Consider the following 26212-nt stretch of genomic DNA (forward strand, 5'->3'; position numbering starts at 1 on the left):
ACCTATTTAAATTAATTTAATCGTTTATTTTTAATTTAATTTGCACTCGATTTAAAGCATCAATAATAATTGTAACACAAATAAAATGTCCTTTAAAAGTCTACAATTGCCGGTTAAACACAATATTTTAGTAACCGGAGGCGCCGGCTTTATCGGCTCCAACCTATGTGAGGCCCTTTTAGACAACGGAAACCGTGTCGTTTGCCTTGACAACTTTGCCACAGGTAAGCGCGAAAACATACAACCCTTTCTTAATAACAAAAATTTCACCCTGATCGAAGGCGATATTCGCGAATTGAGCACCTGTCAAACGGCATGCGAAAACGTAGATTACATACTTCACCAGGCAGCCTTGGGATCGGTACCCCGATCGATCAACGACCCCATAACCAGTAACGATGTTAACGTATCCGGCTTCTTGAACATGTTGGTTGCGGCCCGGGATGCGAACGTTAAACGTTTTGTCTACGCTGCCAGTTCTTCCACCTATGGCGATTCAAAATCAATGCCCAAGGTAGAAGAGATTATCGGAAAGCCACTCTCGCCCTATGCCATTACAAAGTACGTCAACGAATTATATGCCAACATTTTTAGCGCTACGTACGGACTGGAAACCATAGGGTTACGCTATTTTAATGTTTTTGGGCAAAGACAAGATCCCAATGGGGCCTATGCGGCCGTCATTCCAAAATTCACCATGCAACTTATGGCCCATGAATCGCCTGTTATAAATGGAGACGGTAGCTTTTCACGAGACTTTACCTATATCGACAATGTGGTACAAATGAACATAAGGGCCCTATTGGCCCAAGACAAGGAGGCCATTAACACCGTGTACAATGTGGCCTATGGCGAACGTACCGATTTGAACGAGCTGGTCGGCCTGTTAAAAACGTATCTAAGTGAATACGATCCGGAAATAGCCAAAATCGAGGTGACCTATGGCCCGGAACGAAAGGGAGACGTACCCCATTCCCTGGCCTCCATAGCGAAGGCAGAGCAGCTCTTGGGATACGCCCCGCAATTTGATATAAAAACCGGACTCAAAAATGCCGTCAATTGGTATTGGAACAATTTAAAAAAATAATGTAAAGAAATTATGAGTACACCCAAAATAGCAGTTATTGGTTTAGGCTATGTAGGCCTTCCCCTAGCACGATTGTTTGCGACCAAATATCCGGTAATCGGATTTGATATCAACGAAGAACGGATCAAGGAACTTCAATCCGGGACGGACAGCACCTTAGAGGTAGAAGACGAAATTTTGCAACAAGTTTTGAGCGATACCCCTCAAATGGAAACCGGCCTTTATTGCACGAACCAAATTGAGAACATTTCCGATTGCAATTATTATATCGTAACCGTTCCCACCCCTGTAGACCACACCAACAGACCGGTACTCACCCCTTTGTACAAATCAAGTGAAACCGTTGGGAAAGTACTGAAAAAAGGGGATGTCGTCATTTATGAGTCTACGGTCTACCCTGGTGTAACCGAGGAGGAATGTGTTCCCGTTTTGGAACGTATCAGCGGATTGAAGTTTAACGAAGACTTCTACGTAGGCTATTCACCCGAACGGATCAACCCGGGTGACAAGGAACATACCGTAGAAAAAATTTTAAAGGTTACCTCGGGATCGACGCCCGAAGTCGGCAAACAAGTCGATCGACTTTACGCATCGGTAATAACGGCCGGGACCCATCTGGCCCCCTCCATAAAGGTTGCGGAAGCCGCCAAGGTCATCGAGAACTCGCAAAGGGACATCAACATTGCCTTTGTCAACGAATTGGCCAAAATCTTCAACTTAATGGGTATCGACACGAATGCCGTACTGGAGGCCGCGGGAACCAAATGGAATTTCCTACCCTTTAAACCCGGACTTGTCGGAGGACATTGCATTGGGGTCGACCCGTATTACCTGGCCCAAAAGGCCCAGGAATACGGCTACCACCCCGAAATCATCTTGGCCGGCCGGCGGATGAACGACGGCATGGGAAAGTATGTCGCTTCGGAAGTCGTCAAACTCATGGTCCAAAAAGACATAAAAATCAAAGGGTCGAAGATGCTCGTTTTAGGCATCACCTTTAAGGAAAACTGCCCGGATGTTCGTAACACCAAGGCCGTTGATGTGATTACCAATCTCAAAAGCTACGGGGCAGAGATTCACATTTACGACCCTTGGGCCTCCAAGGAAGAGGTTAACGAAGAATACGGCCTTCAAATCGTCAACCAAGTACCCGATGAAAAATTCGACACCATAGTTCTTGCCGTTGCCCATAAGGAGTTCTTGAATATCGACCTACGGGCCCTTTTAAATGAGAATGGGGTTTTATACGATGTAAAAGGTATTTTAAAATGTAAGGTAGAAGGAAGATTATAAATCAGCACTCATACCGGTAAATTAATACTCCCATTGTAAAATTCTGTAACGAATTTATATGTCCTAAAGGGCTAGCCCGTACGTTGACTGGATTAAGAGTAAATTATTTAAAAAAAAGGACGGTTTAAACCGTCCTTTTTTTGTTTCATTTCCCTACTCAGTTTATTTTACATTGGGACCAAAAACAGTTCTTGCCACATAATTGGTAAAATTCTCAGCTCCTTTTTTAGACAAATGAGTAGCATCCTTCCAATTTGACAGGTCCGAAGTACTACTCAATAAAACATCACTAAAATCCTTATATATTAAATTCATTTTTTTCATTTCCTTTCTTAAAAACAAATTGTCCTCTTTGCAATTATCGAATAGTTTAGGAGATGTAAAAAAAATAAGCTGTTTTTTATTTTTTTTACTGAATTCTTTTAAATCAGTTAAATAAGCTTTGTAAATTGGATTTAAGGTATATCCCTTTTTTTTGCACCCCACTTGTATTTCTTTTTTATCAAGTTTCAAAACATTTCTATTTGAAGAATTATTTACTTGCAACGGGTCATATCCATTGTAAGTAGTATAATTATAATTTGGTTTTAAATAATTCTTAATAATTCCAAACAAAATCCCATTGTAAGAAATACACCAGTAGATTTGTTGCAATGGATTCAACTTTTTATACTTATTCATTTCCTTCTGCACTATTTTATTCTTATAATACATAGATTTCAAACTACTTAAATCCTCTGCCATGTACAAATCATCTACAGCATTCTCAGGATCAATATGAAACAAAATAGTTTGTTCCCTTTTGGGCAGCAATTTGCAAAGGGTAGCAGAAAATGCAATTTTCTGGCCATCCATGCCCATGTTATACCCATTTTCACTTATCAATGATGGATTTATATGATGATTGGCCCTTGAACTTCCAAACACTATGAAATCCAAACTATCTTTAATTGAAAGATACTGATTGAATTTACCTACGCTTTGCCCTGTATAAACGCTACTCTCCATTTGTCTGATTCCATAATAGACAACTTTGTCCACAACATAAGAAACCATAAAAAAAAGGACAAGTATTCTACTTAAAAAAAATAATTTTTTTCGATTCATATAACACTAAAATTGAAAGTATATAAAGTTATCCGAAGTCGAATAAAAGAGTGTTATCAACAGTGTAATGACACATGCCACAACTATTAATTTAGCCATACTTATGTGACTACCTATTTTTTCCAAACTTAAATTAGTTCGATATAGATAAAAATCGAACACAAGGCCAACAGTAAGCATGGCCATACAATTGGCCAAAACTGTAATGTCTCCCACATAAGGCATTTTCAACTGTATTTGAAATACCTTTGTAAGCGCCAATAGAGCCGTATCAAAATCTTTGGCCCTAAAAAACACCCATGCCAAAAGCACTACAATAAAAGTCAATATGCGTCCTACCCATCGAACACTTCTTATTGAACGAAACCATTGATGCGCATTTAAAAATTTTTCCATACTCAGGACAACACCATGAATGCCACCCCAAATAACAAAATTCCATGAACTCCCATGCCACAACCCTCCCAAAAGCATTGTTATCATCAAGTTACGATAGGTAATAACTATTCCCTTCCTATTCCCCCCCAACGAGATGTATAAATAATCACGCAACCAATGGGATAGGGAAATATGCCATCTTCGCCAAAAATCGGTTAAAGAGACCGCAAAATAAGGAAGGTTAAAATTACGCATAAAACTAAACCCCATTAATTTGGCCGTACCTATAGCTATATCGGAATAACCCGAAAAATCAAAATATATCTGAAATGCATAAAAAAGTGTTGCCAAAACTATCGTAGTACCATCGTGGACTGCTATGTTACCATAGACAACATCAACATACTTGGCCAAAGTGTCGGCAACTACAACTTTTCGAAAAAGCCCTACTAGTATTTGTAAAATTCCCTCAGTTAAATAGGCCTTCGTAAAAGTTCTTTTAGACAATACCTGTGGAAGCAGGTTCGAAGCGCGCTCAATAGGCCCCGCAACTAATTGTGGAAAAAACGATATATAGGTAAAAAATGCTATAACATCCCGTGTTGGTTTTAGCGTACCTCTGTAAATATCCAAGGTGTAACTTAAGGTTTGAAAAGTATAAAAACTAATACCAACCGGGAGGATTACATTCATAGTCAAATCATTGGGTTGCCAACCAAAGGTATTGACCAAATCAACAAAAGATTCTATAAAAAAATTATAATACTTAAAAACACCTAACAACCCCAGATTGGCCGAGAGGCTAAGCAGTAGCCAACGTTTCTTTACTTTTTTACTCTGGGCCTTGTGAAGGCGCAAACCAACCACATAGTCTACCACAGAACTAAAAATTATTAAGGACAAGAAACGCCAGTCCCACCAAGCATAAAAAAAGTAACTGGCAAATAACAGGAAAACATTTTGGGCCTTTAGATTAAACTGTAGAATCCAATAAACAGTAAATACTGTTGGAAAAAAAAGTAAAAACTCAAAAGAATTGAAAAGCATACTTGAATTGGAGTGTTTCTTAAATCAGGTCTAAAATACATTTAAAATCCTCATGGTTTCCAGCAGTTTACGGTCTAATTATGCATTTCATCGATTTTTTTTAAACTCCCTATTGCATTTCATCTATTAAATCAAGATTTCAACAACAATATTTGGCTTTGTCGGTTACTATTTTGTGGACAGAAAACCCAACTAAACTCAAGAGACAATAATAAAAACAATGTAATATACTAACGCATAAGAAAAAGGACCCCAAATCCGCAATCTTAACACCTACTTATGAAAATAATAAAACTAAAAGTCATTAATTTGGCCATGCTCTTACTTGCCCTAATTCTAAGTATTTCATGCAGCAAAGACACCGATTTACTCGCTGAGTATGTTATCTCCGACGCGGAACAAGCCCGTTTGACCGGAAGTATTTTGCTGAACGACTCATTTTCCTTTCATGGAGATGATCCTCTGGTCTTGGATGTGCTGGCCAACGACATCATTCCCGATCCGGACAAGGTAAAGATCATTGAAACGTCCCAGCCTGAAAACGGGGTAGTGATTATCAATGAAGACAAAACCTTGACTTATATTCCAAATGACGAAGGCCAAAATTCGGAACCAAACGATGAAGGCACTATCGACAATGGCATAGAAGAAGAAAATCCTGCTGTTGAAGAATCAGACAGTACAGAAGAACAGGAGGAAAAAACAGTGGATTCCTTTGACTATGTCGTGGAAACCGAACTGGAAGACGGCAGTAAGGAAAAAGACGAGGCAACCGTAATCATATCGGACAACGATTCTGGGGAACTAAAGGCCTTTCCAACAGCCGAAGGCTACGGCAAATATACCTCTGGTGGTCGGGGAGGAGCCATTGTGGAAGTAACTAATTTGAACTGCTCTGGCAAAGGTTCCCTTAAGTGGGCTTTAGAAGATATTAAAGGACCAAGGACTATTGTGTTCCGGGTATCGGGCGTGATAGAGTGTAATGGGACATTATACGTTCCTACTGGCAACGGGGATGTTACCATCGCAGGTGAAACGGCACCAGGGGAGGGTATTCAGCTACGAAGAACACACTTATGGATAAAAGAGGACAATGTTATTATTAGATACATAAAGTTTCGGCAAGAATATGGTGCTTGGGATTATAACGACCCTAATGATCCTCTGTTTCAAAATGCCAATTGTATACGTATTCGCCCAGGAATCAACAACAAGATAGTCAAGAACGTAATTATAGACCATTGTTCATTGGCATGGGGCCCCGACCAAAACTTAGCTACAACATTGTCTGAAAATATAACAGTTCAAAATAGCTTATTCGGAGAACAACCAAGAAACTTTGTTGTTCAGAGATCAAAATATGTTTCAATCCTCAATAATGTTATGGCGAAGACATACGCCCGAAATATAATAACAAATGTTCCTTTAAACCATGTTGATTTAGTATTTGAAATGCAGAACAATATTATTTATGGTTATCGATATGGCACTAATGTAGAGGACGGTATAGTTTTTAATGTTATCAACAATGCTTATATATCAAGTAACGACTTCCCTCCTGCCGACGGAGCTATTCAACTTAACAGAATCTATGCTCCTAATGATAATCCTAATCCAAACATAAAGGCATCCGACACCAAATCTTATATAGTTGGAAACATCATACCATCCGGAACTAATTTATTAAGAAATGAACCGGGCTGGGAACTATTAAGTGCACCAATAGCAAAGAGTGATTATGCCCCTACCCCTGCAAGCAGTTTGGAATCAAAATTATTATCCCATGTTGGTGCAAGCCTTTACAGAGATGCATTGGACACAGAGTTAATCAATAGTTTAGAAAGGAGAATAGGAAGCCCTAATAGTTCTGGAACATATCCTAGTGTGGCTACTGGAGGTACTTCATACCCCGACACCGATAACGATGGTATAGACGACACTTGGGAGCACAACATCAACGGAACAATCGGAGTAGCAGACAACAACGGCGATCACGACGAAGACGGATATACGAATTTAGAGGAATTTTTACACTATTTGTCTAAGGATTAAATTTTAATCTAACAAGTTTTATATGGGAACATAACGTTTTTTGACTTAAACCTTTTTTTAAACACCTTTGTTGTCTTTAAAGAATAAAAATTTGATGATTTTTGGAAAATATTATCCAATTTATCTAACAACATATGTCTCAAAATAAATATTCCTGTCTATTTGATCACAAAATGCCTTTGCTTTCAGTAATTGTCCCAGTTTACAATGTGGAAGCTTATCTTGCTCGCTGTATTGACAGTATTATCAATCAAACTTATTCCAATTTGGAAATCATACTTATAGATGATGGTTCTACGGATAAAAGTTGGAGTATATGCGAAGCTTATGCGAAAAAGGATTCTCGAATAATAACCAAACAGCAATCGAATTCAGGGTCTAGCGTAGCTCGGAACACAGGGTTAGACTTGGCCACTGGTGATTATATTGGATTTATTGACAGTGATGATTGGATAGATAGAAATATGTTTCAATTGATGTTATCATTTCTATTAAAAAATAGATTACATGTGGTAGAGTGTGGAGTAATTGACAGTAAATCTTTCAAATTTTACTTTGATATAAAAAAATCTTCATTTAATCCACTAATCGAGACTCAAGAAGAGGGGATTAAACGACTCCTAACTAGTAATAATTTTTCTGTATGGAGAAGAATTTATTCAAAAAAGATTATTCAAGATCTTCGTTTTATACCTGGAAAAATTCATCAAGATGTTTTTTTTACAATAGATGTCCTTAACAAGACTAAAAGACAAGGCTACATTCCCCTACCTCTTTATATTTATAACAATGAGAATGAAAGTGTTATTAGAAGCCCATATAACACACAAAAGATGGATGCCAAAGATGCACTTTATTATATTGTAGATCAAACAAAAAAATACGACGACAAAACAAAAGCTATAGCCAAAAAATACCTATTAGAAGGACTTGTAAACCATTACAATCCATTATTTTTCCATCAATATCTGGACAAAGACTATAAACATAGAAACCTACTTAAAAAAGAAATATCTGAACAGCTCAGTATTAAAGATGGTAATTATTCACTATTTTCCATTTTAGCCAAAATCCTTCCTTGTAAAATTTATGGTTTTATCTTGAAATTTAATGCCCTTCGAATAAGAATAAAATTAATGCTGTTCAAACGATAATGTCACGACTTAAGAATACGATTCAAAACGCAAAGGTTAGCGTTTTTTTTCACGTCCTTTTTATTTTTACCCAGTTCTTTGCCCGAAAAATTTTTCTTGACAACCTTGGGGACGATTTTATGGGGCTTACCTCTACTCTCCAAAGCTTTTTAAGTTTTTTAAACCTGGCGGAGCTGGGAATAGGAACGGCCATTGGATTTACCCTCTACAAACCTATTTTTGATCAAAACCATAAAGAAATCAACCATATCATCCGATTTTTCGGCAACATCTATAAAAAAATTGGATGGGCCATCATTGGTCTGGCACTAATTCTTTCAGCTTTCTTTCCTATAATATTTGAAGATGTAAATATCTCCCTACCCCTTATTTACTACGCCTTCTTTACCTTTTTGGCCAGTTCATTGCTAGGCTATTTTTTTAACTACCATATGCTATTGTTCCAGGCCGACCAAAAGGAATATATGGTGGCCAAGTACCTTCAAAGCTATAACATCTCGAAAATTGTCCTACAAATTGTTCTTGTATTCTATTTTCAAAGCTTTATCGCCTGGGTGTCACTTGAACTATTAAGTTCCATCTTGTTTACCATCTCCTTACGCAAGAAAACGACCAAACAATACCCTTGGCTGTCACTATCCTTAAAAAATGGGAAAAAGAGCAAGGATTTTAAATCCTATCCCGAACTCATCAAAAAAATAAAACAGATCAGCCTGCACAAATTGGGCACTTTTGTTTCCAATGGTACCGACAATATTTTAATATTTTCCTTTATCAATGTAGAAACCGTGGCCTTTTTTGGCAATTACCAATTGATTATCGTCAACTTTGCCACCCTATTGAACAAATTCTTTTCGGGGACCAATGCCAGTGTCGGCAATTTGGTAGCTGAAAAAAATGAAGCTTCGATCAAACAGGTCTTTTGGGAGTTGATGTCCTTTCGCTTTTTCATAGCCGGGATAGTAAGCATTGGCATTATTACCCTCGTGGATCCATTTATTGTATTATGGCTTGGTGAAAAATATATTCTTTCGGAAACCACCGTGGCGCTTTTTGCCCTAAACTTCTTCATGTTACAGGTCAGGCAACCCGTGGATGTGTTTAAACAGGCCTATGGACTTTACTCCGATACCTGGGCCCCAATTGCTCAAAGCGTAATTAACCTTTCCGTTTCAATGCTTTTAGTAACTAAATTCGGGCTGACAGGTATATTATTGGGTACTAGTTGTAGCCTTATATTAATTATTATGTTGTGGCGACCTTTTTTTCTGTTTACCCGGGCTTTTCATTGGCCTTTTTACCATTATATCTATGGTTTTTTAAAACTTTCCTTCACGTTTGCACCTGTGTATTTAGGTATTCGGTATATCACCAAAACCTATTTGGTGTCAAAAACGGAAAATATATATGATTTCATTTTCTTTACATCATATGTCTCGATAATTACCATTGCTCTATATGGTGGAATTTTATATTTAAGTGACCGTTATTTCAGGGATTTAATCAAACGCCTTACAAATGGTCTAAAAAATAAATAATTGTTTTTCGTTTAGGAGAAGTACTTTATTGAAGATTTATCAAATTGGACCGACCAAATAGGAATTTAAACCGATAATTAATCCAATGCATTTGAAATAGCTTATTTTCGTCCTTATAAATTATAATAACAAACCCAAGAACCGGAACATTTTTCGGCAGCCCTCTTCATTTAAAATTTAGCCTATGTTTAGCATACTCACCCCTACTCACAACAGAGCAAATGTCATAGAGCGAGTATACAATTCACTAAAGCATCAGACCTATAAGGACTTTGAATGGATCATCATTGATGATGCCAGTATTGACAATACTGAGGAAATCGTTAATAAGTGGCAAGCAGCTGAAAAAAACTTTAATATCATATACCACAAATTACCTCAAAATTTAGGAAAAGCCCCCGTAGTAAATTTCGGAATAGATTTGTGTAGTCGACCAATTACCATTATTGCTGATGATGATGACACTTTTGTCTCGAGCACCTTGGAAGACCTGAAATTAATTTGGAATACGATTGACAAAACCGAAAATAGTGAACAAATAGCAGCGGTATGGACCCTAGTACAAGACGAGCGGGGAAAGATTATCGGCGAAAAATTCCCGGCCGACTTTTGGCAAGTAAATTTCCAACAAAGAGTTTTAGATAGAAATAGACCTCCAATAGGTGAAAAATGGCATAGTTGGAGAACCAATGTTCTAAAAACCTACAAAATGTATAACAATGAAAATTCCTTTGTCAGCGAAGGAGCTACATGGAATAGGATAAATAAAGATTACGATTTTCTATGTGTAAACTTAGTGCATCGTATTTATTGGTATTCTGAAAATGGATTAATTCATAAAAAAAAATCACGCTTGAGTATTGAAAAGAATCAATACTATACTTCTTATTTTCAACTAAAAGACCTATCAGTGTTGACTATACTAAAATATTCTTTCTACAGGGGTATAGCCTTTAATTTTGTAAAAGCCTTTTACTTTTACCGTGACAAAACACATAGTCTAAAATGGTCATTGTTTTTAGCTTCTATAGTTGCTTTTTTTGTTGTTCTTCCTCAAAAAGTACTTTATAGATTAACCAATGCGTAAACATTCGATAATCTAAAAAAATAACCCGGTTAATATATAGGAGAAAACTACTCTTTTAATAAATAATCAATCTTTTTATAATAATTTTAAAGCTCTCAATTAAACCATGAAACGTAAAAAAATTGCATTTGTAATTTATAATTTAGAATCAGGTGGTGCCGAGAGAGTTATAACTGAATTAGCAAATAATTTTGTTAATAATTTTGAGGTTTTTATCATTACTTTAGTTAAAACCGACCCCTTTTACGAATTAAATCCAAATGTAAACCTGTTGTATTGTTCAGAAAAGGTAAAAAAACATACAAACCCCATCAAATCAATCATTGATGGTATGTCAAGGGTTAGCACCCTTAGCAAAATTATCAAAAGAAATAAAATTCAATTGGTTATTGGATTTATGACCACCTCCAACATCTATGCTATTTGGGCATCTAAATTATGCCATATACCCTGCATTATTAGTGAAAGAGCCAACCATAGTATATACAAATTACCAAAGTTACAAACATTTGTCAGAGATATAAGCTATAAACTATGCAACTATTTAGTGGTGCAAACAGATGCCAACAGGCAATTTTACTCATCAAAGCTTTCCCCCTCAAAAATTATAGTAATTCCCAACCCTATCGCGACTGCCCTTACTAACAAAAGAAATCTGCAGCTCAATAAGCCAAAGGATAATATTATTCTTAATGTGGGAAGCTTTAAAAAGGGGAAGGCGCAGGAGCTTTTAATATCAGCCTTTTCCAATATTAAAAAAGAGGGGTGGAAAATTGTTTTTGTGGGAGACGGCCCCACTAAACAGAAAAATTTAGACCTCACAAAAGAACTCAACTTAGAAAACAGGATAAGTTTTGTTGGAAAACAACAGAATGTTCACGAATTTTACAATAGAGCCTCATTATTCGTTTTTACCTCGGAACATGAAGGATTCCCCAATGCACTTTTAGAAGCCTTATATTTTGGAATCCCCACCATCTCCACCAACTGCGAACACGGTCCTTCAGAACTAATTGTAAATCAAAAAAACGGCTTTTTAATCCCCGTAGGAGACCAAGATATGTTAGAGCAAAAAATGGTCGAGTTAATGGAAAACGAAACATTACAATATAAATTTAAGGAAAACGCTATGAAATCTACAGAAAGTTACCAACTTGATTTTATTGCCAATATATGGCGAAATTATATTGAAAAACTGGTATAACCCCATGATGGAAGGACACTTATCCCCATATAACAAAATACTAAAGTATAGCACATTAGCTCTTATTATACTAAATATACCTGGATTCGTACTGAAATACATGAACCCTGTGTTATCTTCTGTATTAAGCTATCTCTCATTCGGACTTTTGATTTTGTTCTTTATAACTAACAAAAGAGGCAATATTAATAAATGGCTTATTATCATTGGAGTGACATACTTTATTTTTGGAAGTCTATCTGGTCAATCTTATATACCTCCACTAATGGTTTTTCTAGTCTTTTGGATTAAGTACTTTATCATTATAATTTGTGGAAATGAACTAGCCAAGAGGACATCTACAAAAGAATTAACCCTATTTTTACTAATAGGAGCATTGAGCATTATTCTACAAATTTTCTTGTTTAACAATCCTTTAAAAGACTACGGGAGATACAGCGGGTTCTATTTAAATCCTAACTCTGGGGGATTTATCTGTATTTTAGGCTACGCTCTTAGCTATTCGATTAAAAACAAAAAATTTAGATTTTTCGCACAATGGACTTTTACCTTAATGGGGCTTCTTACATTTTCTAGAACCTTCATCCTTTTATGGGTAATAATTAATTTAGTTTCGATTAAAATCTCAATTAATAACGTTAATAAATTGCTCTTAGGTGTAGGCCTATTATTTACCCTATTTGCCTACAATTCATTTTTACCCGTAAAAAATGTAAGGCTCACCCAACTTACAGCTACTCTTAGTGGTGATGCGAATGCCGCAAAAGACTTAAATGAAGGGTCTAGGCTTGAAACTTGGGGCCATTTCTATGACTTTATTCTAGAAAAGCCTGTTTTTGGTCATGGTTTTGAGTCTTTCGGAGGAGGTGGATTAGGAGGTTTTTTAGGTGTACACAATACTTATCTAAAAGTTTTGGGAGAAGCTGGAATTATTCCGTTTTTTCTCTTGATTTTCTATTTTATTTACCTAATAAAACGCAGCTATAAAGATTTTTATAAAGCTCCCCATCTTTTTTTCATGTCAATCTGTCTTGCTAGCCTTCTTGCAACTAATCATAATTTTTTTACCGATGGTTATTTGATATTTATGGCATTATGGATATATACTGCAATAAATTCTGAAGTAAAAAAACTAATTCTAATTGACAAAAAAACTTGACCAATGAAAATCTATTTGATTTCCGATTTTTTGCCAATATAGACACTAATGGGCAATGGATCTTCGATAAGAACTATTTTTTTCCGTAGAATCCGCCTATTACAATACTCAATATACCAGAAAAAATATAATTACCTTACACAATAGACCTTGCGTTTTAAGGTTACTAGTTATTAAATCTAAACTTTAGCCTCCTATTAAAATTTAATTTATACAATAAACGATGTGCGGAATCTACGGTACCACCATACCTTATAAGGAAGAACAAATTCGTCAAAAATTGGAAATCACTTCCTTTAGAGGACCTGATCAAATGAGGTGGGAAACATTCCCCTATAGAGAAGGGTGTTTAACTTTTGGTCACAATAGGTTGTCAATTATCGACCTTGATTCAAGGTCTGACCAGCCCATGACTTACACTGATAGAATTCATATTGTTTTTAATGGTGAAATATACAATTACAAAACGCTTAGAAGTGATTTGCAAAAAAAGGGATATACCTTTACCACCGAAAGCGACACCGAAGTTATTTGTGCTACGTATATAGAGTATGGCGAAAATTGTGCCACACAGTTAAACGGTATGTTTGCCTTTGTAATTTATGACGTCTCTAAGAATATCCTTTATGGGGCAAAGGACCGGCTAGGACAAAAACCTTTTTATTATTACCTCAATGGCAACCAATTTGAATTTGCCAGTCAAATTTCATCCATTCAGTTGTTTAATAACAACCTGAGTATTTCCCAAAAATCAATTCAAGAGTATCTTACATGGAATTCGATTCCCTCTCCTAACTCCATTTTTAATGAAATAAAAAAATTGGAAGATGGCCATTCCTTTACTTTTAATTTAGCAAACTCAGATTTTCAAACACGTCAATATTGGGATATTGATTATGCCAACAAATTTCAATTTAAGGGCGATTTTCAAGAAGCTAAAACCGAACTAGAGAAACTATTAAAAGATGCTGTGGGAATTCGATTGGTTGCCGATGTTCCTGTCGGTGTTTTTCTTTCAGGAGGGGTTGATTCTTCTTTGATTACAGCTATGGCTTCAAAAGTTAGTGGGGAAAAGGTAAAAACTTTTTCAGTTTCATTTAACGAAAAAGACTTTGATGAAAGCAGCTATGCCCGTCAAGTAGCCGATCATTTAAAAACAGACCACCACGTTATAAAATGTGATTATAAGGAAGGTATCGACCTCATAGACACCTTTAGCGACTATTACGACGAACCTTTTGCAGACTCTTCTGCCCTACCATCAATGCTGCTCTCTAAACACACGAAAAAACAGGTTACCGTTGCGCTTTCAGGTGATGGAGGTGACGAGAGCTTCCTTGGCTACCAGCGTTATCAGTGGGTAAGGTCAAACAAAAAAATTTACAATATTCCTTCTTTTGCAAGAAAGTTAGCAGTTGGTATTCTAGACCATATTCCCCACAAGAGTAACCGTCTTAATGTTTTATCCCCTTACCTTAAACTAAAAAATATCGAAGAGGCATACCTCAAGTCTATGACCAATAGCAACGCTTCTTGGATGAAAGAGACTTATGATACAAAAAATATAGAAGAATTAAAATACCTCTTTCATTCCAATAAAAATATTTACGAAAGGGTTTCCGACTTTGATTTAAAAACATATTTGACATGGGATATTAATACAAAAGTAGATCGGGCCAGTATGGCCTATTCCCTAGAAACCCGATCACCTCTCTTGGATTACAGGGTCGTAGAATTTGCCCAGTCCCTCCCTACTGATTTCAAACTTTATGGAAACAATCAAAAACGAATATTAAAAGAGGTTTTATATTCCCACGTTCCCGAGCATATTTTTAAAAGGCCCAAATCAGGATTTAGTGTGCCTTTAAGTGTATGGTTTAAAAACGAATTAAAAGACTATGTTCTTGCTGAATTATCTTATGCCAGTCTAACAGAAATATCTTGTATAAACGCCAAGGAAGTGAAGAACTTAATTGACCAACACATGAGTGGTAAATGGAATCACTATTCAATGATTTGGAAGTTATTAGTCTTAAAACAATGGTTATCCAAAAATGGTAATGGCTATTCGATAGTATAAAGCTAAATTATAAAAAATACACGCTACTGGAAATCAAAGAAGCGATAACCTTGATTAACATCTAAGCGTTAATAAATATTTACATGACCCTATGAGTTCGATAACAAAAACATCCGTTGTTTTTATGATTCCCACCCTTACTCCGGGAGGGGCTGAACGGGTTTTTTCGTTTTTATCTCAAAATTTGGACCCTAAACATTTTCAGAGCCAGTTGTTGGTCATGGGCAAAGAAAATGAATCCTCTTACCATATAGATAAGGTACCCGTAACCTATTTAAATCGAGATAGGGTTTTACATGCCATACCTAGCATTATAAATTTTATACGGGTACATAAGCCTGATATCGTATTGTCTTCAGTTGGTCACCTAAATTTGGTTGCAGGTTTTCTCTCCCAAATATTTAAAAGAACCCGATTTATCATCAGACCTACCAATATACAGGCCGATACAAAAAAAAGGTGGTGGGAAACCAAATGTGTATCATGGGTAGATACGGTTATATGCCAATCACAAGACATGTCCAAAAACTTCGGTAAGGTGTACAATATCCCTCCGAATAAAATAAAAGTTATTGAAAACCCTATAACAAATAATGACCCTATAAGGTCGAACGACCATATTGATAAAGCGAACAATCTTATAACCGTTGGTCGTCTGAACAAAATAAAAGGCCACGCTAGAATTATCATGTTACTTTCGAAATTACAAAGGAATTTTCACTACACCATTATTGGGGATGGTCCTGAACGAGAAGCCTTGTTCGAGTTAATAAAAAAATTGGGAATGGAAGACAAAATCACCCACATACCATTTACCAATAAAGTAAATGAGTATCTCGAGAAAAATGATCTTTTCTTACAGGGGTCTTATTCCGAGGGGTTTCCCAATGCGGTATTGGAAAGCTGTTTTATGGGGACACCTGTTTTGGCATTCGATGTTCCTGGTGGCACAAAAGAAATAATAGAACATCAAGTTAACGGTTTCCTTGTAAATAGTGAAGACGAGTATTTTAAATCGCTAAATTCAGAAAAAATATGGAGCCGAAAAAGGATTCGAAGCTCAGTACTTGCTAAATTTAGCTCAAGTGTAATTATTAAAAAGTATGAAGATTTACTATTAACATAGGCAAAAAAATAAGACGATATACCTTTCCCTATTTTAATTACCTCTACTACAAACAAAACCTGTTATGTCTAAAATTATAAATGTCTATTACAGAAAGGGTACCCCAAACAACATAGAAGAAAAATTACTTCATATTTGCAGAAAGTTGGAACCTGACAACATAACTGCCAACCTACCAAAAATAGTCTCCAGCCAGTATCTTTCCTACGGAATTATAAACCCAATGGCTACGATATTGTATAATGGGAACAATGTCTTACTTGGTCAGACTTTTGAAAAAAACAATGAATTAATCTGGAATTCCGATGAAGTAAAATTTCCAGATGGGTCGTATGCTTTATTTAGAGACACTAAAGATAAATTCGTAGCGACCGCCGACGCTGTAGCTTCAAGAACAATATGGTATTTTTTTGACGAGGAAAAATTAATATCATCTACTTCGCAACGAGCAATAATTCTTTTCCTTGGAAGCTATGAGCCTAACAGCGAATGTATTCCTTGGGTTTTATCTACCGGCTCACTAGGGCCATCGGCATCATGGGACAAAAGAATTAAACGTATCCCTCCAGCTTCTTCCCTCGTTTTGGACAAAGACACATGGAAAATCAAATTAGAACAAAATGATATCGTTTTTAAACATATAAAAGATTCACGAAAAAATTATCGAAGAAAACTAAGTATATCTATATCCCAAACTTTTGAACAAATAAATTTTGACCTTAGAAATTGGGTTTTGCCACTTTCCGGGGGGTATGATAGTAGAGGGATTCTATATTTCCTGATTAAGAAAAAATTAAATACTAAACCAAGAACTATAACTTGGGGGTTAGAACAATCTCAAAACATTATAGGAAATGACGCATACGTCGCTAAAAAAATTTCAAAGACCTTAGGTATTCCCCATAAATATTATCATACGGATCTGAGTAACGAACCGATGAAAACCATTTTAGATAGGTTTATCATTATGGGAGAAGGCAGAATTGACCATATAGGTGGCTACATGGATGGTTTTAATATATGGAAAACTCTTTTTGAAGATAATGTTCAAGGTGTTATCAGAGGTGATGAAGGTTTTGGTTGGTCGGATGTCTCTACCAAAATAAATGTTCGCTATTACAATGGCTGTGCCCTATGTGGCGATTTTGAAAACCTAAGAAGACTCTGTAATAAATACGGCCTGAAAATTCAGGATTTGCCCTCTGAACTTCAACAGTTACCAAGCGAAACTTTAAGCTCTTGGCGAGATCGAATCTACCATCAATTTAGACTACCTACTGTTCTTTCTGCTTTATCAGACCTTAAACTGGGTTATGTTGAACAGACAACGCCTCTTCTCTCATATAAAATATTAAATGTTGTAAGAGGCCTCCCTGACGGTTTAAGGACGGAAAAGAAACTCTTCAAAAAAATTATTGATTCTCTTGAACCCAAAATAGAATATGCAAACAAGGGTGCAAATGCCGACCCAGGACAAATCCTAAAACATCCTGAGGTAGTTGCTATACTGCAACAAGAACTAAAAAAAGAAGATGTAAAAGAACTGTTTCCCAATGGATTTATAGACGATGTGCTTTCAAAAACAATGAGCAAAGAATCATTAAATAAAAAAAGAAGCAAAAAGCAAAAGTTTATTGCTTTTGCAAAACGAAATATCCCCAAATTTCTAAAAAATATGATTCTATCTAACACACCATTAAATTTAGATTATAATGTTCTCGCATTCCGAATTTACATTATCGTTTATATGAATAGGCTACTAAAATCTGAAACCCAATTCAATTAAACTTTTTAATTCACTGAAAGAAGTTTCGATTATAAGCGAATAACATAAACAATTTGGCATCCTAATGAACGTAACGCTTTTTATATATTCCATGGCCGGTGGTGGAGCCGAACGCGTGGTTTCCTACCTCCTACCCCACCTAAAACGACAGGGGTTTACCGTTCATTTGGTGCTTATGAACGACACGATCAGTTATGACATTCCCAAAGACATTAATATCCATTTTTTAGAAAGGTCAAAGGGCGATGAAAATGGAATAATCAAACTACTAAAACTCCCTTTTTTGGCCTTTAAATATGCTAGACTCCTGAAAAAATTAGATGTTACCCATTCGTTTAGCTTGCTTACGCGGCCAAACTACATTAATACTTTATCTCAATTATTTACTTCGTCGCGCCCCAAAATCATTATTAGCGAACGATCGTTTCCCAGTCTGCAATACGGCTATGGGGATTTTCAGTCAAAAGCGAATAACTGGCTTATCTCCAAATTGTATCCCAAAGCCGATTATATTCTCTGTAATTCCCAGGGGAATGCCAACGACTTAATAAAAAACTACGATATTGATTCGCATATAACCGATGTCATCTATAACCCGGTCGACATTAAGAATATTTCAAAGAGACAAGCGGCTACCTCGTTTTTTGACCCCGACTATTTCAACATGATCACAGTGGGAAGGCTTGATGCCGGTAAGAACCATGAACTTTTGATTCGCGCCTTACCAAGTCTAACTCAAGCCAGGTTATATATTTTGGGCAGCGGAGTTCTATTGGAATATCTGACCGAACTCACAAAAGAATTGAATTTACAAGACCGCATCTTCTTCCTTGGCTTTGACAACAACCCCTATCAGTATTTAAAGGGGGCCGATCTCTTCGTCTTTGGTTCCAATCACGAGGGCTTTCCGAACGTTCTTCTCGAAGCCATGTGTTGCGGCCTGCCCATCTTGACCACAAATTGCAAATCGGGGCCCAGTGAAATCATGGAGCTGAAAGCCCCACTTGATGACGATATTATGAAAACTCCCTACGGAATTTTAACTCCCGTCGGCAATGTTGACCTTATGGCCAAGGGCATGTCTTTCTTCCTCGAAAACCCGGACTACTTAAGCGATTGTAGGGCCCATGTTCTCGAACGGGTAAAGGATTTTGGAAAGGAAGGTATTTTAGAAGCCTATGAAAAAGCCCTTATCAAACAATAATCGACATTTGTACCCCTTGCTTGTCCAACCATAGCACCTAAAGCTTATGAAAAAGAAACTTTTCCGCATTGCCGCCCTTCCCGGCTCCTTGTCGGTTCTTCTTAAAGGACAACTGGCCTTTATCAATTCGGAGTTCGAAGTGGTTGGCCTGGCATCGCCCGGAGCACCGCATCAAACACTACGGCAACAGGAAGGAATAAGAACCATTGAAGTAAAAATCAACCGACGGATCCGACCTTTCGAAGATTTGGCCTCACTGGCAAGACTCTATTGGGTTTTTAAAAAAGAAAAACCCTTTATAATACACTCCATCACCCCAAAAGCCGGTTTACTCAGCATGTTGGCGGGCTGGTTGGCCGGAGTGCCCATAAGAATGCACACCTTTACCGGTCTGGTCTTTCCGACACAAAAAGGATTAATGAAAAAAATGCTCATTTTTATCGATAAGGTAATCTGCTTTTGCGCCACCCATGTCTACCCCGAGGGCCAGGGGGTCAAAAGAGACCTGATCGACTATGGCATTACCAACAAACCCCTTAAAATTATCGGTCACGGCAATGTAAACGGAATAGACCTCGATCATTTCAACCCCGAACTCTACACCAAGGACGATATCGATGGGCTGAAGTCGGACCTAGGGCTGGCCCCCAACGACTTTGTATGGCTCTTTGTAGGCCGGATTACCAACGACAAGGGCATTACTGAGCTTATAACCGCATTCAAGGAGATACAAGAGCAAAATCCATCTTCCAAACTGGTTTTGGTAGGGCCCTATGAAAGGGAGCTAGACCCACTACCAGCGGAAATAGAATCCGAAATGCACAACAACCCCGCTATTCTATCGGTGGGTTGGCAAAAAGACGTACGCCCCTATTTCGCCCTGTGCAATGTTTTTGTCTTCCCCAGTTATAGGGAAGGTTTTCCGAACGTACTCTTGCAAGCCGGAGCTATGGGAAAATACTGTATCGTAACCGATATCAACGGTTCGAACGAAATTATAGAAAACGACATAAACGGCACCATTATCCCCCCTAAGGATGCCTCCCAGCTCATCGATGCCATGCGGAAAACCCTGACCAAGATAGAGGTCTCTACCAGTGCCAACAACCTATACCGCAAAAGGATTGCCGACCGCTATAGCAATACCTTCGTTTGGACGGAACAATTAGAGGAGTATCGACGTTTAAGCCATTTGTATAGCGATAAGTAGAGGTAAAAAAAAGACCATAACCTAATTTACCTGTACTTCGTCTAGGTATATACCAGAATAGAAATATTTATCTTTATTTTGCCCCCATAAGTGATGTAACCCATGTACCAACACTTTCTAAAGCGAGTTTTTGACTTTTTCATCGCGTTTTTCGCCTTGTTAATAGCTTCTCCCATCATTGTATTGGTCATTCTGTTTTTGGCCATCGCCAACAATGGGAAGGTGTTTTTCGCCCAAAAACGCCCCGGAAAAGACGGCAAAATCTTTACCATATGGAAGTTCAAGACCATGAACGACCAAAAAGATGCGAACGGCAAGCTTCTCCCCGATGAAAAAAGGCTTACCCCTGCCGGAAAATTTGTAAGAAAAACATCCTTGGACGAACTTCCCCAACTTTTTAATGTCCTAAAGGGCGATATGAGCCTTATAGGCCCGCGTCCTTTATTGGTCTCCTACCTCCCCCTGTACAACGAATTCCAAAAAAGAAGACACGAGGTTAAGCCGGGTATTACCGGTTGGGCCCAGGTAAACGGCAGGAATGCCATCCCTTGGTCCAAAAAATTCGAATACGATGTTTGGTATGTGGATAATCTTTCGTTTCTTCTGGATGTAAAAATTATCTTCTTGACCCTACTCAAAGTTATAAAAAGTGACGGCATTAGTTCAGACACAAGTGCAACCATGGAAGTTTTTACCGGTAACAACTAAATATGAGGCTAAGTATCGTAATACCCTGTTATAACATGGAGCTATATCTACCCGAATGTGTAGATAGCCTATTGAACCAGAACTTAGCTCCCACATCGTATGAAATTATAATCGTCAACGACGAATCTAAGGACGCCACCCTACAGATCGCCACCAAGTACGCCCAAGAATACGGGAACATCAAGGTAATCGACAAAAAAAACGGGGGGGTCGGTGCCGCGAGAAACTCGGGGTACGATGTCGCACGGGGCAAATACATCTACTTTTTAGACCCCGACGATTACCTGGCCCAAGACACGCTGCCGGTCTTATTGTCGAAACTTGAAGAATCGGACCTCGATATCTTAAGTTTTAACAGTAAATCGGTCTATGAAAAAAAGTATCCTACCTCAGAAAACCTAACCGACGATTTTGGCGACCTTAAGGTCACCGACGGAATTACCTATATCGCCAATAAAAAATACCACAACGAAATATGGTGGTTTATCGTTAAAAGGGAGTTTATGCAAGCTACCGGTATCCGTTTTATAGAAGGCAAATGGATGGAAGATGCCATACTGACCGCAGAACTGTTCTGCGAGGCAAAAAGAATGGCACATATTCCGCTCGACGCGCACAGGTACCGTATTTTACCGACCTCGGCCATGCGCAACAAAAGTCCGGGGCACTACAACAAGGTAATCTACGACAATGCCAATGCGGCCCACGTATACCACGACTTAATGGAGCGGCTCCCTAAAGACCACCCAAACGCCCAAGCCTGTTTGACCCGCCTTAAAACCCGACAGCAATCTTTTGTTTTCTTTTTATTGGTAAGGCTGATGAAGTCCGATATTTCCATATCGGAGATCCCTAAAATGCTGGAAGGTTTTGAAAAAATAGACGCCTATCCGCTTAAAAAGTTTTTAGGACCCGATTACCACGGTTTCAGTTATTCGTTTTTGGTCTTTATCTTTAACCGCAAACCGTTGATCAACCCGTTCATCAAAATATTCAGGTCACTTTACAATCTTATCAAATGAATATTCTCATATCATCAGCAGGTAGACGTGTTTCCTTGGTCAGGGCCTTTCAAAAGGAACTTAAAAAAATATACCCCCATGGCAAGGTATACGCATCGGATGCCAACCCCATACTATCCGCTGCATGCCACGTTGCCGACGGATATTTTAAGGTGCCCTATCTCTCCGAGCCGGATTACTTCGACGTGTTGATCGAAGAATGTAGCGCCCGAAAAATCGATTTGATCGTTCCGACCATCGATACCGAACTGCTTCCCTTGGCACAAAATAGGTCGCTGTTGGAAGGGAAGGGAATTACCCCCTTGGTTGCCTCCGAAAAATTTGTCGGACAATGTCGTGACAAAAGGGAAATTCATAGGTTTTTCGAATCCCACGGGGTGTCGGTAGCCAAGGAATATACCAAGCAAGACTTTCAACTGCCCATGTTCATCAAACCCATTGACGGCAGTAGAAGCGTCGATACCTATTTAATCAGGGACAAAAGCGAATTGACCGAGTATCACTTCGAAAACGACAAATTAATGTTCTTGGAATATTTGGACCATGACGAATTTGACGAGTTCACATGTGACCTGTACTACGGAAAAGACCATGAACTAAAATGCATCGTGCCCCGAAAGCGACTGGAAGTAAGGGACGGTGAAGTATACAAGGCCTTAACGGTAAGCAATAGGCTCGTCCCTTTTTTACAGGAAAAACTGAACAAGGTAGAGGGTGCCGTAGGATGCCTGACCGCCCAATTCTTCCTGAACAATTCGAACGCTTCCATTTATGCCATTGAAATCAACCCTAGGTTCGGTGGAGGCTATCCCCTATCGTATTTGGCCGGTGCCAATTACCCAAAATGGATTATCCAGGAATACGGCGAGAATAAAAAGATAGAAAAAGCCTTTGAATGCTGGGAAAGCAATTTGTTGATGATACGTTACGACGACGAAATTTTGGTCCATGGATATAACGGTTGATCAGCGATCGGTAATCGTCTTTGATTTAGACGACACCCTATACAACGAAATCACCTATCTGCAGTCGGCCTATCGGGAGATCGCGAAAAAAATTGACCCGAAAAAATGGAGGCAACTTTTTGCTACCATGTTCTCCCTATATAGGTGTTCAAAAAACGTTTTTGACTTTCTTGCCCAAGAATACAATTGCGACAAGGACGAATTACTCTCGACCTACAGAAACCATAAGCCGGAGATTGCCCTGTTTCACGGTGCCCTGCCCCTACTAAAAAACATAAGGGAAAAATCGGGCAAAATTGGCCTCATTACGGACGGGAGAAGCCAAACACAACGGGCCAAGCTACAAGCCTTGGGCATTCAAGACCTTTTCGATATCATCATAATTTCAGAGGAATTCGGGTCAGAAAAACCCGATATAAGAAATTATTTGGCGATTGCGGAAGCCTTCCCCGACCACACCTATTGCTATATCGCCGATAACATACGCAAAGATTTTATTGCCCCCAATCAGTTGGGTTGGGAAACCATATGTCTTTTGGACAATGGCCTGAACATACATCACAGCGCCCACCTTTACATGACCCCTAAACATCTTCCCAGTAAATTTGTGACGAGCCTTACCGAACTAAGGGTCGTTTAAGTCCGATTCAATGGCCTAAGGTATCGAAGCCCATTCGATTTCAGGGTTGTGCAGTTCATCGAATAAATTCTTAATATTTCCTTAAAACACGTCCATAAACTGCATTTCGTCGTAGATATTTGCACGTGAACCCCGTAAACAAAATAAAGTGTCAACTTCAACTACCCCCTCAAAGAAATTTCGGTTAAAGCTTTGGCTGGCCCATGTAAAAGAAGATATTATTTTATCGATATATCACCGGTCGCCGGTCATATTCTTGCTGTTTATTAGGTAAATGGGGTATTGAGAACGCTTACAAACCCCCGTTCCATTGGACACCTTAGATAAAAAACTAAACTCCTTGCCTGGTAAAAAGGTCCTGTTTACGGACTTTTTCGACACTTTGGTGCACCGAAGGGTGCACCCCAACTATACGTTGCGCTTATGGGCCAAATATGTTATTAACGAGCTGGGACTCACCATTTCCTCGGAGCAGCTATTCGGTATTAGGCAGAACGCCATATCGTTCGTAAGCACGAAAAATCAAAAAAACCCCTTAGAGATTCCCTATACCTCGGTTATAAAGGAAGTGTTCCTGCGTCTACTTCACAATGATTATTTACCGGATGAGGATTATCCTTCTTTCGAATCGCTCTTTAAACGGGCAGATACCATTGCCGAAACTTCGGTTCAATTTACAAATGACAAACTCGTTCGTAAACTGTACGACCTAAGGAAACAAGGATACCGAATCTACCTCTTGTCCGATTTCTACCTGTCCAAAGAGATCATTTCCAATATCTTGGGGCATCACGGTATTACGGAGCTGTTCAATGAAATATTTGTTTCAAGCGATGAGGGGCACTGCAAGGAAAATGGTTCGCTATACAGGCATGTACTTGAAGAACTGAAAATTGCCCCTTCGGAAGTTATCATGATAGGGGACAATAAAAAAAGTGATGTGATAAACGCACAGGCACTTGGGATGACGGCCATTCATTTAAAACACATGTCCCATAAGCTCAGAAACAAACAGAACCTGTTTGGAAGCAACAAAAGCGACTTTATACGGGCATGCAGGACCATCGAGAAAAAGTGCTCGAGAAGCGAACATCCCTTCAGCGAATACATTTTACACTTTTATTTCTTTACGGAAAGGCTGTACCTGAACGCCAGAAAAAACGGGGTAAAAGACTTGTTCTTCTTGGCACGTGAGGGCCATTACCTCAAACGGCTGTTCGATTCGTACCAAGAACTCAACCTGGTGCCCAAGGAGCATCGCATCAACACACATTACCTAAAAGCATCAAGGCAGTCGGCAACACAATTGGCCTTAAAACCGCTTGAAGAGGAGAATTTTGGCAAACTGATGAAAAAGTTCGGTGCAATGTCGCCCTCCCACTTCCTCGATTGGTTTCCCTTCCCGGCCCGCACAAAACAACAGATACTGGATGAAGTCGATTGCCCTGCGGACCAAGTCTTTCCCCATTTTTCCGATTCGGAGGCCATGCACCTTCTCAGGGAGAACAAGACCTTTCAAAAAGCTTATTCAGAAAATAGGCAACTCCAAAAAACCGCCTTTATTGCTTATTTGAATTCATTTGGGGCCGACTACGAAAAGGACGGACTGGCCCTGGTCGACGTAGGCTGGGGCGGCACCATGCAAGAGGCGCTTTACCGGTTTTTGGACCATAAAGTACCCGTCACCGGATACTATCTGGGCCTAAAGGAGATATACAATATCGAAAAGAACACGAAGCGGTACGGACTCAACTTCTCCATTTACCCGAACAGCACATTTTCAGATAACATCCTAATGGCCAACGGACAGCTGTACGAACAGCTGTTGGCCGCACCCCACGGCAGTACGTTGTACTATAGCTCCGACCCCGGCAAGCCTACGGTCGAATTTCATGAAAAGAACGAAAAACAAAGCTACGAGCAATTGATCGCTCCCGTACAGGATTATATGTTCGAAAGGTTTGAAGAGCTCTTTGCCCTATTGAGAAGCATAGATTACACCCAAGAAATGGTGCAGCACTATTTGACCGATATGGCCTTGCGTGCGGGTATATTTTCAACAAAAAGAAAAATTAGATTCGTCACCCAGCTCTCCAAAGGGTTCTATCAAAATGTAGGCGCCAATAAGGTCGGGATCACATACGACCCCAGCCAGCTCAAGACCAGCAAACTAAGCCTGCTTAAGAAATTCATTATCGCACCTGAAAAAGTGTTCCGATACGTGGTAAAGGTCAAACCCTTTCTATACAACAAGGGTTTTTATTGGGCCTCGAAACCCATCGACCTGACCTACTACTACATCAAACTCAATTGCTGGGCCAAGGATAAATGGTTCAAAAAGGGCTTACTCTCCTAGCCCATATCG

The 26212-nt window shown here is 38.7% G+C and carries 20 protein-coding genes; 18 read left to right on the plus strand and 2 right to left on the minus strand.

The window, feature by feature from the left end:
- Positions 1 to 85 precede the first annotated feature (85 nt).
- Together BUB37_RS12555 and BUB37_RS12560 are read left to right on the plus strand one after the other, a co-directional pair.
- Complete coding sequence (locus BUB37_RS12555) at positions 86 to 1087, plus strand: SDR family oxidoreductase (protein ID WP_072994168.1); 1002 nt, start codon at positions 86 to 88, stop codon at positions 1085 to 1087.
- A gap of 12 nt (positions 1088 to 1099) precedes the next feature.
- Positions 1100 to 2380, plus strand: coding sequence for a nucleotide sugar dehydrogenase (locus BUB37_RS12560; RefSeq protein ID WP_072994169.1), 1281 nt, complete (start codon positions 1100 to 1102; stop codon positions 2378 to 2380).
- Positions 2381 to 2542: 162 nt separating this feature from the next.
- Here the strand turns inward: BUB37_RS12560 and BUB37_RS12565 are convergent, their stop codons facing one another.
- Positions 2543 to 3487 (minus strand): hypothetical protein, encoded by a 945-nt coding sequence (locus BUB37_RS12565; protein WP_072994170.1) that lies wholly within the window; start codon positions 3485 to 3487, stop codon positions 2543 to 2545.
- 6 nt (positions 3488 to 3493) lie between these two features.
- The gene (locus BUB37_RS12570) at positions 3494 to 4912 is read right to left on the minus strand and encodes an MBOAT family O-acyltransferase (RefSeq protein ID WP_072994171.1); all 1419 of its coding nucleotides are present in this window, start codon (positions 4910 to 4912) and stop codon (positions 3494 to 3496) included.
- A 279-nt stretch (positions 4913 to 5191) separates the two neighbouring features.
- Between BUB37_RS12570 and BUB37_RS12575 the strand changes: the two genes are divergently transcribed.
- The 16 genes from BUB37_RS12575 to BUB37_RS12650 all read left to right on the plus strand — a co-directional run bounded on the left by BUB37_RS12575 (position 5192) and on the right by BUB37_RS12650 (position 26203).
- Complete coding sequence (locus BUB37_RS12575; protein WP_072994172.1) at positions 5192 to 6964, plus strand: Ig-like domain-containing protein; 1773 nt, start codon at positions 5192 to 5194, stop codon at positions 6962 to 6964.
- Between the two features lie 134 nt (positions 6965 to 7098).
- Positions 7099 to 8118: a glycosyltransferase gene (locus BUB37_RS12580; protein ID WP_072994173.1), complete on the plus strand. Its 1020-nt coding sequence runs from the start codon at positions 7099 to 7101 to the stop codon at positions 8116 to 8118.
- Positions 8118 to 9656 carry a lipopolysaccharide biosynthesis protein gene (locus tag BUB37_RS12585; protein ID WP_072994174.1) on the plus strand — a complete coding sequence of 513 codons (1539 nt, stop codon included), beginning with the start codon at positions 8118 to 8120 and terminating at the stop codon, positions 9654 to 9656. The genes BUB37_RS12580 and BUB37_RS12585 overlap by 1 nt, the downstream gene beginning before the upstream one ends.
- Before the next feature lie 184 nt (positions 9657 to 9840).
- Positions 9841 to 10743, plus strand: a complete 903-nt coding sequence (locus BUB37_RS12590; RefSeq protein WP_072994175.1) for a glycosyltransferase family 2 protein — start codon at positions 9841 to 9843, stop codon at positions 10741 to 10743.
- A 106-nt stretch (positions 10744 to 10849) separates the two neighbouring features.
- Entirely contained in the window at positions 10850 to 11947 is a 1098-nt protein-coding gene (locus BUB37_RS12595) for a glycosyltransferase family 4 protein (RefSeq protein WP_072994176.1), read from the plus strand.
- Between the two features lie 4 nt (positions 11948 to 11951).
- On the plus strand, positions 11952 to 13106 hold the full coding sequence (locus BUB37_RS12600) for an O-antigen ligase family protein (RefSeq protein WP_139278111.1): 1155 nt from the start codon (positions 11952 to 11954) through the stop codon (positions 13104 to 13106).
- Between the two features lie 223 nt (positions 13107 to 13329).
- Positions 13330 to 15186 (plus strand): asparagine synthase (glutamine-hydrolyzing), encoded by a 1857-nt coding sequence (asnB, locus tag BUB37_RS12605; protein WP_072994178.1) that lies wholly within the window; start codon positions 13330 to 13332, stop codon positions 15184 to 15186.
- 91 nt (positions 15187 to 15277) lie between these two features.
- Positions 15278 to 16312, plus strand: coding sequence for a glycosyltransferase (locus BUB37_RS12610; RefSeq protein WP_072994179.1), 1035 nt, complete (start codon positions 15278 to 15280; stop codon positions 16310 to 16312).
- Positions 16313 to 16376: 64 nt separating this feature from the next.
- Positions 16377 to 18098 (plus strand): asparagine synthetase B family protein, encoded by a 1722-nt coding sequence (locus tag BUB37_RS12615; RefSeq protein ID WP_072994180.1) that lies wholly within the window; start codon positions 16377 to 16379, stop codon positions 18096 to 18098.
- 64 nt (positions 18099 to 18162) lie between these two features.
- Positions 18163 to 19302 carry a glycosyltransferase gene (locus BUB37_RS12620; protein WP_072994181.1) on the plus strand — a complete coding sequence of 380 codons (1140 nt, stop codon included), beginning with the start codon at positions 18163 to 18165 and terminating at the stop codon, positions 19300 to 19302.
- A 46-nt stretch (positions 19303 to 19348) separates the two neighbouring features.
- On the plus strand, positions 19349 to 20512 hold the full coding sequence (locus BUB37_RS12625; protein ID WP_072994182.1) for a glycosyltransferase family 4 protein: 1164 nt from the start codon (positions 19349 to 19351) through the stop codon (positions 20510 to 20512).
- Between the two features lie 102 nt (positions 20513 to 20614).
- On the plus strand, positions 20615 to 21220 hold the full coding sequence (locus BUB37_RS12630; protein WP_072994183.1) for a sugar transferase: 606 nt from the start codon (positions 20615 to 20617) through the stop codon (positions 21218 to 21220).
- A 2-nt stretch (positions 21221 to 21222) separates the two neighbouring features.
- A complete protein-coding gene (locus BUB37_RS12635; RefSeq protein WP_072994184.1) occupies positions 21223 to 22242 on the plus strand; it encodes a glycosyltransferase in 1020 nt (339 codons plus the stop codon).
- Positions 22239 to 23207 (plus strand): ATP-grasp domain-containing protein, encoded by a 969-nt coding sequence (locus BUB37_RS12640; RefSeq protein WP_072994185.1) that lies wholly within the window; start codon positions 22239 to 22241, stop codon positions 23205 to 23207. Before BUB37_RS12635 ends, BUB37_RS12640 begins: the two co-directional genes overlap by 4 nt.
- The gene (locus tag BUB37_RS12645) at positions 23191 to 23847 is read left to right on the plus strand and encodes an HAD family hydrolase (protein WP_072994186.1); all 657 of its coding nucleotides are present in this window, start codon (positions 23191 to 23193) and stop codon (positions 23845 to 23847) included. Before BUB37_RS12640 ends, BUB37_RS12645 begins: the two co-directional genes overlap by 17 nt.
- 310 nt (positions 23848 to 24157) lie before the next feature.
- Positions 24158 to 26203: an HAD family hydrolase gene (locus tag BUB37_RS12650; RefSeq protein WP_072994187.1), complete on the plus strand. Its 2046-nt coding sequence runs from the start codon at positions 24158 to 24160 to the stop codon at positions 26201 to 26203.
- Positions 26204 to 26212 lie beyond the last annotated feature (9 nt).

The organism is Pseudozobellia thermophila, assembly GCF_900141855.1.
GTDB lineage: Bacteria > Bacteroidota > Bacteroidia > Flavobacteriales > Flavobacteriaceae > Pseudozobellia > Pseudozobellia thermophila.

Excerpts from the sequence above, each read along its gene's own strand:
- BUB37_RS12640 (WP_072994185.1), top strand. The coding sequence starts at position 22,239 with ATGAATATTCTCATATCATCAGCAGGTAGACGTGTTTCCTTGGTCAGG.
- BUB37_RS12565 (WP_072994170.1), bottom strand. The coding sequence starts at position 3,487 with ATGAATCGAAAAAAATTATTTTTTTTAAGTAGAATACTTGTCCTTTTT.
- BUB37_RS12585 (WP_072994174.1), top strand. The coding sequence starts at position 8,118 with ATGTCACGACTTAAGAATACGATTCAAAACGCAAAGGTTAGCGTTTTT.
- BUB37_RS12555 (WP_072994168.1), top strand. The coding sequence starts at position 86 with ATGTCCTTTAAAAGTCTACAATTGCCGGTTAAACACAATATTTTAGTA.
- BUB37_RS12610 (WP_072994179.1), top strand. The coding sequence starts at position 15,278 with ATGAGTTCGATAACAAAAACATCCGTTGTTTTTATGATTCCCACCCTT.
- BUB37_RS12615 (WP_072994180.1), top strand. The coding sequence starts at position 16,377 with ATGTCTAAAATTATAAATGTCTATTACAGAAAGGGTACCCCAAACAAC.
- BUB37_RS12600 (WP_139278111.1), top strand. The coding sequence starts at position 11,952 with ATGATGGAAGGACACTTATCCCCATATAACAAAATACTAAAGTATAGC.
- BUB37_RS12575 (WP_072994172.1), top strand. The coding sequence starts at position 5,192 with ATGAAAATAATAAAACTAAAAGTCATTAATTTGGCCATGCTCTTACTT.
- BUB37_RS12620 (WP_072994181.1), top strand. The coding sequence starts at position 18,163 with ATGAACGTAACGCTTTTTATATATTCCATGGCCGGTGGTGGAGCCGAA.
- BUB37_RS12595 (WP_072994176.1), top strand. The coding sequence starts at position 10,850 with ATGAAACGTAAAAAAATTGCATTTGTAATTTATAATTTAGAATCAGGT.
- asnB (WP_072994178.1), top strand. The coding sequence starts at position 13,330 with ATGTGCGGAATCTACGGTACCACCATACCTTATAAGGAAGAACAAATT.
- BUB37_RS12635 (WP_072994184.1), top strand. The coding sequence starts at position 21,223 with ATGAGGCTAAGTATCGTAATACCCTGTTATAACATGGAGCTATATCTA.
- BUB37_RS12580 (WP_072994173.1), top strand. The coding sequence starts at position 7,099 with ATGTCTCAAAATAAATATTCCTGTCTATTTGATCACAAAATGCCTTTG.
- BUB37_RS12590 (WP_072994175.1), top strand. The coding sequence starts at position 9,841 with ATGTTTAGCATACTCACCCCTACTCACAACAGAGCAAATGTCATAGAG.
- BUB37_RS12560 (WP_072994169.1), top strand. The coding sequence starts at position 1,100 with ATGAGTACACCCAAAATAGCAGTTATTGGTTTAGGCTATGTAGGCCTT.
- BUB37_RS12630 (WP_072994183.1), top strand. The coding sequence starts at position 20,615 with ATGTACCAACACTTTCTAAAGCGAGTTTTTGACTTTTTCATCGCGTTT.
- BUB37_RS12570 (WP_072994171.1), bottom strand. The coding sequence starts at position 4,912 with ATGCTTTTCAATTCTTTTGAGTTTTTACTTTTTTTTCCAACAGTATTT.
- BUB37_RS12625 (WP_072994182.1), top strand. The coding sequence starts at position 19,349 with ATGAAAAAGAAACTTTTCCGCATTGCCGCCCTTCCCGGCTCCTTGTCG.
- BUB37_RS12645 (WP_072994186.1), top strand. The coding sequence starts at position 23,191 with ATGGATATAACGGTTGATCAGCGATCGGTAATCGTCTTTGATTTAGAC.